At 38.1% G+C, this 13,486-nt stretch carries 13 protein-coding genes; 9 read left to right on the top strand and 4 right to left on the bottom strand.

Annotated features, from left to right (window positions below; translation table 11 throughout):
- The 7 genes from ABR854_RS13945 to ABR854_RS13915 form a co-directional block, all read left to right on the top strand.
- The coding region (locus ABR854_RS13945) for a VOC family protein (RefSeq protein WP_350266022.1) at positions 1-916 on the top strand (916 nt) is incomplete at its 5' end.
- A gap of 76 nt (positions 917-992) precedes the next feature.
- Positions 993-1,625, top strand: coding sequence for a ribonuclease H1 domain-containing protein (locus ABR854_RS13940; RefSeq protein WP_350266021.1), 633 nt, complete (start codon positions 993-995; stop codon positions 1,623-1,625).
- 90 nt (positions 1,626-1,715) lie between these two features.
- Positions 1,716-2,426 carry a tRNA1(Val) (adenine(37)-N6)-methyltransferase gene (locus tag ABR854_RS13935; RefSeq protein ID WP_350266020.1) on the top strand — a complete coding sequence of 237 codons (711 nt, stop codon included), beginning with the start codon at positions 1,716-1,718 and terminating at the stop codon, positions 2,424-2,426.
- Positions 2,427-2,457: 31 nt separating this feature from the next.
- Positions 2,458-3,417 carry a glycosyltransferase family 2 protein gene (locus tag ABR854_RS13930; protein WP_350266019.1) on the top strand — a complete coding sequence of 320 codons (960 nt, stop codon included), beginning with the start codon at positions 2,458-2,460 and terminating at the stop codon, positions 3,415-3,417.
- A gap of 80 nt (positions 3,418-3,497) precedes the next feature.
- Entirely contained in the window at positions 3,498-5,828 is a 2,331-nt protein-coding gene (locus ABR854_RS13925) for a penicillin-binding protein 1A (protein WP_350266018.1), read from the top strand.
- A 2-nt stretch (positions 5,829-5,830) separates the two neighbouring features.
- Entirely contained in the window at positions 5,831-7,006 is a 1,176-nt protein-coding gene (locus tag ABR854_RS13920) for an MFS transporter (protein ID WP_350266017.1), read from the top strand.
- A gap of 53 nt (positions 7,007-7,059) precedes the next feature.
- On the top strand, positions 7,060-7,959 hold the full coding sequence (locus tag ABR854_RS13915; RefSeq protein ID WP_350266016.1) for a YihY/virulence factor BrkB family protein: 900 nt from the start codon (positions 7,060-7,062) through the stop codon (positions 7,957-7,959).
- 1 nt (position 7,960) lies between these two features.
- On the opposite strand, the gene ABR854_RS13910 is transcribed toward ABR854_RS13915, so the two are convergent.
- Complete coding sequence (locus ABR854_RS13910) at positions 7,961-8,122, bottom strand: hypothetical protein (protein WP_350266015.1); 162 nt, start codon at positions 8,120-8,122, stop codon at positions 7,961-7,963.
- A 250-nt stretch (positions 8,123-8,372) separates the two neighbouring features.
- Here ABR854_RS13910 and ABR854_RS13905 point away from each other — a divergent pair, with 250 nt between their 5' ends.
- Both ABR854_RS13905 and ABR854_RS13900 read left to right on the top strand, forming a co-directional pair.
- On the top strand, positions 8,373-8,768 hold the full coding sequence (locus ABR854_RS13905; protein WP_350266014.1) for a hypothetical protein: 396 nt from the start codon (positions 8,373-8,375) through the stop codon (positions 8,766-8,768).
- On the top strand, positions 8,765-9,202 hold the full coding sequence (locus tag ABR854_RS13900; RefSeq protein WP_350266013.1) for a DUF3299 domain-containing protein: 438 nt from the start codon (positions 8,765-8,767) through the stop codon (positions 9,200-9,202). The genes ABR854_RS13905 and ABR854_RS13900 overlap by 4 nt, the downstream gene beginning before the upstream one ends.
- Here the strand turns inward: ABR854_RS13900 and ABR854_RS13895 are convergent, their stop codons facing one another.
- Genes ABR854_RS13895 through ABR854_RS13885 form a run of 3 tightly spaced genes read right to left on the bottom strand, consistent with a single transcriptional unit; the run spans position 9,203 to position 13,486 of the window.
- Positions 9,203-11,410, bottom strand: coding sequence for a carbohydrate binding family 9 domain-containing protein (locus tag ABR854_RS13895; RefSeq protein ID WP_350266012.1), 2,208 nt, complete (start codon positions 11,408-11,410; stop codon positions 9,203-9,205).
- A gap of 13 nt (positions 11,411-11,423) precedes the next feature.
- On the bottom strand, positions 11,424-12,119 hold the full coding sequence (locus tag ABR854_RS13890) for a M15 family metallopeptidase (RefSeq protein WP_350266011.1): 696 nt from the start codon (positions 12,117-12,119) through the stop codon (positions 11,424-11,426).
- The gene (locus tag ABR854_RS13885) at positions 12,116-13,486 is read right to left on the bottom strand and encodes a DUF3526 domain-containing protein (protein WP_350266010.1); all 1,371 of its coding nucleotides are present in this window, start codon (positions 13,484-13,486) and stop codon (positions 12,116-12,118) included. Before ABR854_RS13885 ends, ABR854_RS13890 begins: the two co-directional genes overlap by 4 nt.

Raw genomic sequence — 13,486 nt, 5'->3', positions numbered from 1 at the left:
AAAAGGATTTTATGCAGTTTTTGCTTATCATTGCTCTTATTCTAAAAGAAAATCAGGTGTTATGCAGTTAAGAATCCTATTTTTATTGACTTTGGTTGGTCTTAATTATCCGTTATTTGGGCAGGTTTCACTCACGGGTATTTCTGTAAATCATGTACCAATCGTTGTGTCAAACCTACAACAAGTGAAGACTGTTTTTGCTGATTTAGGCTTCAAAATCAAAAATGGTAGAGAGCATGAAGGCATCAATAATTGTTTTACAAAGTTTCAAGATGGCACTTATCTCGAATTTATTGAACCGATGAACAATAAGCTCAGCATTGGTAAATATTATACAGATTTCTTGAAAAAGAAGCAAGGGGCAACTGCTTTGGCCATTGATGTGCAGAGTACGGAAGCCGCTAAACTTTTTTTGAGCAAACAAAACGTTCGTTATACGACTGATAGTAACAGTATTTGGCAAACAATAAACCCAGAAATTAAAGGTACAGAGTTATTTTATATAGAGTATGCCAATAAAAATTGGAAAGACACAAAAGAGAATACAACCCACCCCAATAGTACTTTACAGCTAAATACAACATGGTTTTTGACAAAAAATCTGAAAGAAAGTATTAAAAAATACAACAATCTCGGATTTGAGTCAGAAGGCAAAAGCGTACATTTCGGCATGAAAGCACACACACTTCGACTGGCGAAAAATAAGCTAATTTTACTTGAAGCATCGCCAAAATTACCATCATACATTACCAATAAAAGCCTTGAAGGAATCTGTGGATTTACCATCAAAACTTCTTCTGTTGATAGCGTGAGAAAGTTTTTCAAAGATAAACCTCAACAAATGATTGTAGCTAATCAAAAACAGACATTGGTATATTTCAGTGAGTATAATTTCTTCATTGAGTTTGTTGAATGATGAACTTATAATAGCTTTTTCGTGAATTTTTCTCTGAAATTGTTTTCAAACCCACAAAAATCTGCAATTTTGCAAAATGGCAAAAAAACAAAAATTTTATACAGTCTGGGAAGGGCGAAAAAAAGGAGTTTATGACTCGTGGGATGACTGTAAAAAGCAAGTTGAGGGAGTTCAAGGAGCAAAATATAAGGCTTTTGAGTCGAAGAGTGAAGCTGAAAAAGCTTTGGGCGAAAATTATTGGAAACATACGCAAAAAGCTGCCGAAGGAAAGCAAACTAAACTTCCGAAATCGGCATTTCCTCCGCCCAATTTAGAGTCGGTTGTAGTCGATGCCGCTTGGAATTCAGTCAAGAAAGACATGGAATACCAAGGGTTTTATCTGAAAACCAAAGAACGTTTGTTTCATAAAGGCCCGTTTCCACAGGCTACCAATAATATCGGTGAGTTTTTGGCCATCGTACATGCTCTGGCTCATTTGAAAAAACAGAATTCTTCGTTACCCATTTACTCAGATTCTCGAACAGCCATAAGTTGGGTGAAAAATAAACGAGCTAATACAAAACTTGACGAATCGACTGGAAATCCTGAGATTTTTGATTTACTCGAACGTGCTGAAAAATGGCTCAAAGAAAATACCTATCCCAATAAAGTACTAAAATGGGAAACCGATTATTGGGGCGAAAACCCCGCTGATTTTGGAAGGAAGTGATTTTTAGAGAAATTAGACAAGAGACAACAGAAAGTATTTTCAAATAAATCTCTTGTCTTTTGTCTAATCTCTCTTGTCTATTAAATAAAAATGCCTAAAAACTCATTCACATTCAAGCAATTCACGATAAACCAAGACCGCTGTGCTATGAAAGTCTGCACCGATGCGTGTATCTTGGGAGCATCGACTGATGTTGAAAATGTGAATAATATTTTAGATATCGGTACAGGAACGGGGCTTTTATCATTGATGCTGGCTCAACGAACTAATGGACAAATTGATGCCGTTGAAGTTGATGAAGATGCTTATCAGCAGGCTTTTATGAATGTGAAGGAAAGTCAATTTTCTGAAAAAATTGAAGTGCATCATCAACGGATTCAAGATTTTACTACGACCGAAACCTATGATTTAATTATTTCAAATCCGCCATTCTATCAGCAATCTTTAAAATCGACTGATGCTAAAGCCAACAAGGCCTTGCACGCCGTTGAGCTAAGTTTTGATGATTTGATTGATTCGGTACTCAGATTATTGAGTGTTGATGGGAAATTTGTGGTTTTGTTACCTCCTTTCGAGATTGAAAAATTGATAAAAATTGCACAAAAAAAAGGCTTATATTTGTCAAAAAAAATATTGATTCGTCACGATGAATCGAAACCCATTTTTAGGGTAATTGCTACGTTTCTGACTCAAAAAGTACATAATTTGGAAGAAAAAACGTTAATTATTCATAAAGAAGATGGCAAAACTTACTCGAATGAATTTCGAGATTTATTGAAAGATTATTATTTGATTTTTTAGCCCCTATCTCCCGATAAGGGCGTTTCCTAATATGAACCAACCACTGCAAATATCAATCGTTGTGCCACTTTACAACGAAGCCGAATCTTTACCCGAACTCCATGACTGGATTGTGAGAATAATGAATCAAAACAATTTTTCTTACGAAATTTTGTTTGTCGATGATGGCAGTACTGATGAGTCTTGGGATGTAATTAAACGTTTATCGATTAGTAATCAGGCTGTTAGAGGGTATAAGTTTACAAGAAACTATGGCAAAACAGCGGCTTTACAAACCGCTTTCATCAATACAAAAGGTAATGTTGTAATTACGATGGATGCCGATTTGCAGGATAGCCCCGACGAAATCCCCGAACTTTATCGAATGATTACGGAAGATGGCTATGACTTAGTTTCGGGCTGGAAAAAGAAACGTTACGACCCAATTACGAAGACACTTCCAACCAAACTTTTCAATGGGGTTTCTCGCTGGGTTTCGGGGGTGAATCTGCATGATTTTAATTGTGGTTTGAAAGCTTATAAATCGAGGGTTGTGAAAAGCATTACGATTTATGGAGAAATGCACCGCAATATTCCAATCATTGCAAAATGGAATGGCTTTAAGAAAATTGGAGAAAAGGTAGTTCAACACCAAGCTCGCAAGTATGGAACTACTAAATTTGGCCTTGAACGCTTCATCTTTGGTTTTCTTGATTTGCTAACCGTTGCATTTGTCAATAAATTTGGCCGTCGCCCGATGCACTTTTTTGGTACGATGGGCGTGCTGTCATTTCTGATTGGTAGCTTGATGGCCATGTATTTACTTTTTGAAAAATTATACAATATCAATCAAGGTCTTCGTTATCGAAATGTGACTGACAATCCACTGTTCTTTTTGGCTTTGGTGGCCATTATTATTGGCTCACAGCTATTTTTGGCAGGTTTTATTGGCGAACTTTTCGTGAAACAGAACTTTAAAAAAGACGAATATTTGATTGAAGAACAAGTGTAGAGCGTGTTGATAGATTATTTTATAAAAACCTTAGTAGAAATCATACATACACCATACATACAAACACTGACCCAACAAAAATGAAATTTCCTTTTTTTCAACTGGCAGATGGGCCGTATAAAAAAATCATCGGTAATATTTGGAAATTTACCAGATATGGAGTTCTTGCCTTTATAGTTTATTTAATAGCTGTAAACTTCAATTTCTTTTGGCTTTTTGGTAAAATGCCAAGTTCGGATGATATAGATAATCCGAATAGTGAAATTGCATCGGAAGTTATCTCTTCTGATGGAAAAGTTATAGGGAAGTTTGCCTATGAAAACCGTAGTCCGATTGATTTTAATGAGCTTTCTCCTAATATCGTTAATGCATTGGTAGCTACTGAAGATGTACGTTTTACGGTACATTCGGGCATTGATGCACGTAGTACGTTGCGTGTAGTTACAGGTATTTTTACTGGACAAAGAAAGGGTGGTGGAAGTACTATTTCGCAGCAATTGGCCAAAAATCTTTTCAAACTCCGTGAAGATGATTTCTATAAAGGCCCATTATATCATGTTCCAGGAATCAGACAGTTACTTATCAAAACAAAAGAGTGGATTACTGCCATCAAACTTGAGCGTCGCTACACGAAGCAGGAAATCATGGAGAAATATCTCAATACTGTTGAATTTAGTAGTGGAGCGTATGGTATAAAATCGGCAGCAAAAACATATTTCAAGAAAGACCCAAGCGAACTGAATCAAGAAGAGGCTGCAATTTTGGTTGGAATGTGCCAAAATCCATCAAGATTTAATCCTAAATTTCATCCAGTGGCTGCCAAAGAGCGTAGAAATATTGTTTTCGACCAAATGGTGAAATACAATAAGATTTCGCTCGAACAAGGTGAAGCACTCAAGAAAAAGCCAGTAATATTGAATTATTCACCCGAAAGTCATAATTCTGGTCCAGCTCCTTATTTCCGTCAATTCTTAAAAGATTGGCTAAAGGCTGAAATTGTGAAGGAAGGTTATGATGCCAATGATATTTATACAAAAGGATTTAAGATTTATACAACCATTGATTCGCACATGCAGACTTATGCCGAAGAAGCTTTGCGTGAAAACATGAAAGACCAGCAGAAGAAATTTTATGCTCACTGGAAAGGCAAAGGAAATCCGTGGGTGTTGGAGTCGAAAGCCAAAGAAGGGCGGTATGAAGAGATTCCGAACTATATTGAAAATATTGCCAAAACTACTGCTCGATTCCGTGAGTTGAAAGTTGAATATGATGGCGATATGGATAAAGTTTGGCGTGATATGAAAAAGCCGACAAAAATGAGAGTCTTTACTTGGGCAGGCGAGCGTGATACCGTGCTTTCGTCGATGGACTCGATTCGTCATTATAAATTTTTCCTACATTCGAGCTTCTTGGCAATGGACCCTCGCAACGGCCATATCAAGGCTTGGGTTGGTGGAATTAATTATAAAAATTTCAAATACGACCACGTTTATCAAGGAAAACGCCAACCTGGCTCGACCTTTAAGCCATTTGTTTATTGTACGGCGATTGATAATGGCTTTTCGACTTGTGAGCGGGTAGTTGACCAACCAATTACGATTCAAGTACCGGGAAGTAGTTGGACACCGAAAAACTCGGATGGTAAATACTCGTATCGCTCAATGACGCTTCGTCAGGCCTTGGGACAATCTATCAATACGGTGAGTGCTTATCTGATAAATCAGTTTAAGGCAGAAAATGTGGTGAAATATGCCCATCGTCTGGGAATTAAGAGTGAACTCGACGAAGTCCCTGCTATTTGCTTAGGTATTAGCGATGTTTCGTTGTATGAAATGCTGGCGGGCTATTGTGTATTTGCTAACCAAGGAAAATATACCGAACCAATTTTTGTAACCAAAATTTCGGATAAAAATGGCGAGGTAATCAAAGAATATTACTCTGATAGTAAGGAAGTTATTAGCCAAGAAACGGCCTATAAAATGATTCACTTGATGCGTGGAGCAACACAACCTGGTGGTACGGCGATAGGCTTATCAAGATACGGTGTTTTAGATGGTAATGAAATTGCCGCCAAAACTGGTACAACTTCAAACTTCTCGGATGGTTGGTTTATGGGCATTACGCCTACGCTCGTAGCGGGCGGCTGGACAGGCGGCGACGACCCAACGATTCACTTCCGTGATATTAATTTGGGGCAAGGAGCAAGGCTCGCAATGCCAACTTGGGGCGGTTTCTTCCAGCGTGTGTATGCTGATAAAACACTCGAATATAAAAAAGGAACATTCTTGAAGCCTTCAACTGTCTCAATATCAGGCGATTGTGTATTTACAGCAGGCGAAGGTGCATATATTGATTCGACGCAAAAATATACACCACCAACGGCCAAGCCTGCCGATGATGAGTTGTTGTAAGTATGTCGCAAAAACGCCCCTCATTTTTCCTACTCGTACTGGTTTTTGCACAATTTGCAGGAACTACCCTTTGGCTATCGGGAAATGCCGTATCAGCTCAAATTGAGGTCGAATTGGGCGTAAAATTGGGTGGTTGGCTAACGTCGGCGGTGCAGATGGGTTTTATATTGGGTACGCTTCTCAATGCTATCTTTGCCGTACCTGAGCGAGTGCTTAGTTCGAGACTCTTTCTGTTTTCGGCAGTTTTCGGGGCTTTGGCTAATATCAGTATTGCCGTGTTTCCGCTGAATGTGCCATTGGTTTTGATAAGTAGGTTATTTACTGGGCTTTTTCTGGCGGGGATTTATCCAATCGGGATGAAGATTGCCGCTGATTGGTACGGCAAAGATTTAGGTCGAGCAATGGGCTATTTGGTGGGAGCGTTGGTTTTGGGAAAAGCTTTTCCGTATTTACTGAAAGGCATTAGTTTTGAGCTTCCTTGGAAAACTTTTCTGTTTTGTATAAGTTTTATCTGCTTTTTTGGTGGGATATTATTATGGTGGCTATTGCCTGACAAACCTCTACCTTCGCAGCGTAATAGCTTTTCTATCAGTGCTTTAACTTCTATTTTTAAACTGCCAAACCTACGTGCAGCAGCCTTTGGGTATTTTGGCCACATGTGGGAATTATACGCTTTTTGGGCATTTGTGCCTGCTATTTGGAAGATCTACTTGCATTTTCATCCCGAATATAGTTGCAATGTCTCGATAGCAACTTTTACCACTATAGCAATGGGTTTTATGGGCTGTTGGATTGGTGGTTTACTTTCGGTCAGATTTGGAAGTGGTCGAGTTGCATTAGTTCAGCTTTTAACTTCTGCAATCTGCTGTTTTGTTTTGCCATTTTTATTGAGTTTTCCGTTGACCATTTTCTCAATTTTAATGCTCATTTGGGGCATAACGGTAGTAGGCGATTCTCCTCAATTTTCTACACTGGTTTCAAGATTTACACTTATTGAGCGGCGTGGCAGCATTATTACACTCGTTACGAGCATTGGCTTTGCTATTACTATTTTTTCTATTCAACTAATTGATTTTCTGCTTGCATATTTCTCAAACGATTTCCATATCTTTTGGGTGCTTTGTCTTGGGCCTGTGTTGGGTTTGGGAGTAAGTTTTCGACGAATATTCAAGGAATAGATGTGTTTTTGGTCAAAAATGTTCATATTTGCATAAACAACGAAAACTTTTCCTTGAAACGAGTCATTAAATTTCTCCAAAGCATTTACCTCTGGGACACCACCGTGTCGCTATACCATGTACTTAAAATTCTTTGGAAAAAAATCATCACTTTCGATATTGACCAGCGTGCCGCTTCGGTTTCATATAGTTTTTTACTGGCGGTTTTTCCTGGGGTTATCTTTTTGTTTACGCTCATTCCGTTTGTGCCGATTGATAATTTGGATGTTTTAATCATGAATTTCTTGCGTGATGCCATGCCGCAGGGAATCTATGAAAATACATCGAATACGATTCAAGACATCGTGAGCCGCCGCCGTAGCGATGTACTTTCTTTTGGCTTTTTTTTTACGGTTTTTGCCGCAACTAATGGCATGATGGCACTCATGCGAGCTTTCAATATGGCTCTACAAGTGCGAGAAAAACGTAGCTATCTGAAAGCTCGTTTTATTGCATTATTTCTGACCTTGCTTCTAATTGTAGTATTGATTTCGGCCATTTTGGTCTTAATCGTTGGTACAATTATCATTGATTTTCTTTTCAGTCGAGGACTTCTCAATGAAAACTTTAACTTCTATTTACTTCAAATTGTGCGTTATGGTGGTATTTTCCTAATCTTTTATTTGGGTATTTGTGCCATTTATTACTTTGCCCCAGCCGTCCATAAACGTCTAAAATTCTTTAACTTTGGAGCGTTGATTTCCTCAGTTCTTGGTATTTTGGTTACTAATCTTTTCTCGTTTTATTTAGCCAATTTCAACTCCTACAATAAACTTTACGGTTCAATCGGAACGCTTATCGCTCTCATGGTTTGGATTTATTTAGTAGCCTTAATTCTGATTTTGGGCTTTGAAATCAATATTTCGGTGCGTGATGCTCTTTTGGTGCATGGAGCAAAAGAAAGTAAGAAATAATCTATTGTTTCAAACGTTCAATTCGAGCTTTCATCATTTTTTGTTTTTCGGTATGAAAAGGCTCGAAGATATTTAAGTAGAACGAAAAAATAATCAGCCCTAAATTGAGCCACATCAGTACGTTTTCACCAGATAAACTGGTGTTTTGCTTCTTCCTTTGCATTATTCTCGATAGAAGAAATATAAAAATGATAAGTTGCATTCCCATCAGTAACTGCTTCGTAGTATCTGAAAAAAACAAAAATGACAAAAAATTGAAGCCCAATAAGCTAATTGGGAAAAGGCAGCACACCAAGTGTAGCAGCGTAGTGAGGATAGTCAGACCAAGTGTTTTCATTTTCAACGATTAATGTTGCAAAAGTATAAATGTATTTTTATATTTGCAACATTGTTGCATTTAATAAAAATTAACTATGAAATCAAAAATATTTTTTCTGAGTATTTTCGGAATAATGATGGCTTGTTCGGGAAAACAAGAGCCAAGTGAGTTATTGAAAAAAGCAAATGAGATTCATTTAGCGTCAGTAAAACTGCAAGAAGAGATTGAAAATGACTTAGATAGCTTAAAAAAACTGCCTGAATTGAAATTACAGGTCGATAGTTTGGCTGAGGTTTTAGAGAATTGGGAAGCATCTCTCATCGAAATAGAAGGTTTTGAGCATGAGAATAAACATGGCGAACATCACCACCATAAACATTCGTCTGCACCAAATATGACCGATGAACAAATGCTTGAATATCAGCAAAATACCAAAAGTGCGATAATCGAATTACGAGAAAGTGTTTTAAAACTGAAATCTAAGAAATGAAACTTAAAATATTGATAATCAGTGTTTTATTTGTCTTCGGGTTTGTGGTTGAAGAACCCATGAAACTCACTTGGAAGTTTCTGACACAAGTGAAGTTTAGCCGAAAATTGAATATCGAGGTAGGTGAATATTTTCTGTATCCAACATTCGGGAAAAATATTTTGGTACTCAATGGTCGCCCAGTTTCTATCAAAGGCTATATCATTCCGATTGATGTAAAATCGGGACTTTATGTGATTTCGGCTAACCCTATGGCTTCGTGTTTTTTCTGCGGTGCTTCAGGCCCAGAATCGTTGATTGAACTTAATTTCAAGAAAAAAGGACAGCATTTCAATACCGATGATGTCCGTACCATCAAAGGGATTTTTAAAACCAACGAGGCTGACATTGACCACCTCAACTATATCATTGAGCAAGCTGAGGTGGTGAGGTAATTAAAACTGTTTCATGTAGCTCAATTTACTAATAAACGCCTGATTTTGAGTGGGAGTATCTCGAAAATGGGTTTCGTTAAATACTAAATATAAAAAACTCAGTGGAGCAAATTCCCAACTACCACGCAGGTTGATGCGGCCTCGGTTATCAAAAGTATTGTATTGATAAAACGAAGAAAACTGTATGCGTGGATTAGGGGCAATGCGTAAACCAACCGAATACAAATCTGTACTAAAATCTTCATTTTTTACTCCAAAATCTTTAAAATTACTATGTTCGTAACTGGCTGTTAATGCCAAATGAGGAACAGGGACTAATCTACCCGAAAGGGTTAATGTGTTTAGTTTTCCATTGAAATAGCCTCCAAATTCATATCTTGACTCCAGCGAAACTTTTTTTGACGCATCGGTTTCGTACCTTATCATTTGTCTGATAACATTGTAATTTCCAATCGGTACCGTTCGATTTAAAATATTGAGAGTGAAATTATACGTTTGCCAAGTCGGGTAAATAGCATATTCAATTTGCCCATTGGTAGCCGTAATGACATATATCGGGAATAAATATAAGCTCGTTTCTTGCGTTTTTAGGTCGTTGGCATTTTGGTAATAATTCACAAAAAAACCTGGGTCCCAGCGGCGAATCATTTTTCCCAATTTACCTTTGGGTCGCCAGATATAATAGCCTCCTGGATTGTGATGGATGGTATTATTGGCAAAAACAAAACCCATACCTGGTATATATTTTTGGTCAACGTATTTGGTGAGCCAGCCCACATAAAAGTTTTGTGGCGAATACCCTGCAAAGAAATATGCCGCCAAACCTGTGCTGTCTAAGCTATTTTCTCTCGAAGCCGAAAGCATATAATTAATTGTCCAACTGTCGTTAGGTCTAACTAAACCATCAACCGTTAATGTTGTATTATTTCTTTGTAAAAAACCTTTTCTGATGTTGGCTTCATCGAGTCGGTGGGTCAGCATTACGCCGACGTTGTTTTGTTTACCATAATTTTTGAGGTAACGAAATACTCCAAAATTTGCTCCTGCTTGGTTGTCATTGCCTCGTTGATGCACATAAAGCCCCGCAATAGTACGTTTTTGGGTGCGGTCGGTGTAGCGTATGCCTGCATCTATCGGCACCGATTCGGCATTAAATTGAGCATTGGCCAAGCCTATGGTTCGGCTAAAAAACGGGTTGATACCTTCGGCACTTGCACCTGCATATATGCCCGAGTTTTCGAGAAAAAACTGACGGCGTTCGGGGAAAAATATATTGAATCGGGTTGTATTATTTACGGCTCTATCTACATCGGCCTGTGCAAAGTCGGTATTGAGAGTGAAATCCAAAACCGAATGAGAATTTACAGCCCACTTCACATCACCACCCAATTTTGGATTTGAAACAATGCTTTTTTTGCCATCAGTAGTGGTTATTCGGTCGTTTTGGTACAAAATATAAGGATTTGCTCTAATATTGACCGAAGGTTTGGGCAATTCCAATCCTTTTAATTGTGCAGCGTATGTCATTCTATAAGGCGAAAAAGATTGCGGAATGGCAGGAAACGAAGTCAGTTCATAATCACGGCGAGCCAATCGAGAAAAAGTAATCCCCCAAGAAACTTCATTGCTGTTTTTCTCATATCTAAGGGATTTGAACGGAATTGCAAATTCAGCAAAGTAGCCCTTATTGGTTTGGAAAGTTCTTACTCGCCAAAGTGCATCCCAGTCGTTATCTCTGAAAGTATCGTCGAAAGCCTGTAAGTCACGTTGATTTCCGTAGGGCGTGGTCTGAAAACTCACACAAAAACGTTGCAGATTCATGGGGTCGAGCTGCACATAGAAAATGTCATTTTCGCCAAACAAAAAATCACGACGTAAATCTTGTACTCTTATACCTTTTTTGCCTAAACTATCGGCACAAAATACTCCGAAATATAGGTTTTTGTCATCAAATAACACTTTTACCTCGGTTTTATGCTTGATTTTTCCTGCTTGGCGAGGTTCCATCATAAAAAAATCAGAGGTGATGGGGGCATTTTTCCAATCAATTTCGTCGAGTTTTCCGTCAATAATAAGTGATTCTTTTGCTCGAACTGCTTGCACCACTGAAGCTTTGGCAGGTGGAGCAAAATTACCCGTTGCCAACGAATCTTGACCGTAGATTTTAGTGTAAAGTATTGTTAATGAGAGTAGTAATAGTTTTTTCATAAAAAGTAAAATTTTATAATTCCAATCTCTCAAAAGGAATATTGAGCAGCTCAAAGACCGTATCACTCACATAATTAAAATGCCACCATTCCATTGGGTCCACCTTGAAGCCGTGTTTTTTCATGACACTTTTCAGCAATTCACGATTTTTAATGACTTCTTCAGGCAATTTCATAAACTCAGGATGAGCCGCATAGACCAAAGCATCAAATGGCGTAGGCATTTTGAGCTCTTTTTTGGTTTTGAGGTCAATTAATGTCAAATCCAAAGCAATGCCACGATTGTGCTTACTTCCTGTCCAAGGCAAACCCATATATAGTGTATCTGGCAGCATTTCAAACATCTGACAAGTAACCGAATAAGGTCTGTAGGCATCATAGATTTTCAGACTATAACCTTGCTCATTCAAATCTTTTTGCACCGCTGCCAAAGCTTTTGCCACTGGTAACCTCACCAAAGCAGCAGGCTTTTTGTAAAGTTGGGTGTAGAAAACATTTTGGGTAGTGGCGTATTTGATGTCTAAAGCAATGTTGGGTACATAGTCTTTGATGCGTACCAATGCTTTATTGGGGTCTTTTTTAATGGTTTCTTTGAGAATTTTTGGGTCTGAAATGATAGAAAGATTGTATTTATTGGTGTTTTGAGCCTTTGCAAAACCCCAAAAGCAAAGCGTAATTACAAAAGTTTTTATTAGAATTTTTCTCATCATTTTTTCATCATTATTCCAATTCCCCAAACCACAATGACGCTCAACAAAAGCATTAAAATTCCATTATTGGTTTCATTGTTGATTGGTTTTTTCTTGAATTCATATTTCGGAATCTGTTCAAAATCAGCAAGTTTGAAGGTTTTGTTTTGGAATATTTTGGTATAAAAAAAGACTTTCATTTCTGCATGAAAACGACCCGCTTCTTCCAAAAAATGATAATGATATCGAGTATCAGTTTGAGCTAAAGTATTGAAAATCTGCTGGGTAAGTGCTGCAGCAGAAAGTACGCCTAATTTTTGTCCTACCGATTCTTTTTGCAGGTTAATATTTTGGTATTTGGCAAATAATGGAGCAAGTCGTTCATCATAGAAATCATATTCGGCAAGCATGTATTTGTCTTCCCAGTTATAGCTGGTGTCCGATTTGTATTCAGGATACTTAGCTGCCAGTTTTTGTGCCGTTTGATAGCGATGGTTTTTGTCGTCATATTTTGCCCAAATTTCTTCAAACTCGTGTCTGATGGCTTGGGTGAGGTCGTTTCGGGGTGGAGCAGCATAAGCACTCGCCAAGTATAGATTGATAAGCGTTGGAACTACGATGACAATCACAATCCACGTACCCAACAAACTAAAGGCATTGAAAGAAGAGTTTCGTTTTAAATTGTTGATTATCAAAACTATACCGATCCAAAATGCAAAATACAGAGCCGTAGCCAACAACCACCAGAGCAGTGTATTATCTATTTTTATACCACAAATGATTACCGCCAAAACAACCAAAAACAGAGCAATTCCAAAACTCAATAACCATCTGAACGCTATTTTGATATACGTAATTTGGCTTTCTGAAATAGGATTTGATAAAAGCAAAGAAAGCGTGCCACCTTCTCGTTCGCCCGAAATGAGATTATAGCTAAGGGCGATAATAAACAAGGGAAAAATGTAAATCAGCACAAACGCCAAATCGAAATTACCCGTTAGCAATTTCTCTGGATTGGCAATCTCAGTAGTCATAATCTGACGGCTGAGGGTATAGTATCGCACATAAAGTTGATAAGGAAATATATCTCGCTGACCGATGGAAAGACTGGCCCAATCGGAAGGCGGATTTTCGACCAAGCGAAAAGTACGATTGCCGATGACGTTGGGCAGCGTATCGGTAGAAATTTTACTTCTGAGCGATTCCATTTTTTTGGCTTCATCGGCCCTAATTTCTTTCAAAACCGCTCGCTGCTGGTCCATTTCTGATTTTCCGTAATAAATCGCATACAATCCAACCAATAGCAACAAACCTATGGCCACCTGAAACAAGCGACTGCGAACCAAACTAATGGCTTCGTATTTGAACAATAATCGTATGTTTTTCAT

The organism is Emticicia sp. W12TSBA100-4, from assembly GCF_040253585.1.
In the GTDB taxonomy this organism is placed as follows: Bacteria; Bacteroidota; Bacteroidia; order Cytophagales; family Spirosomataceae; genus Emticicia.
Note: the sequence above shows the minus strand (reverse complement) of the source record. Positions and strands in the feature narration are given on the sequence as shown.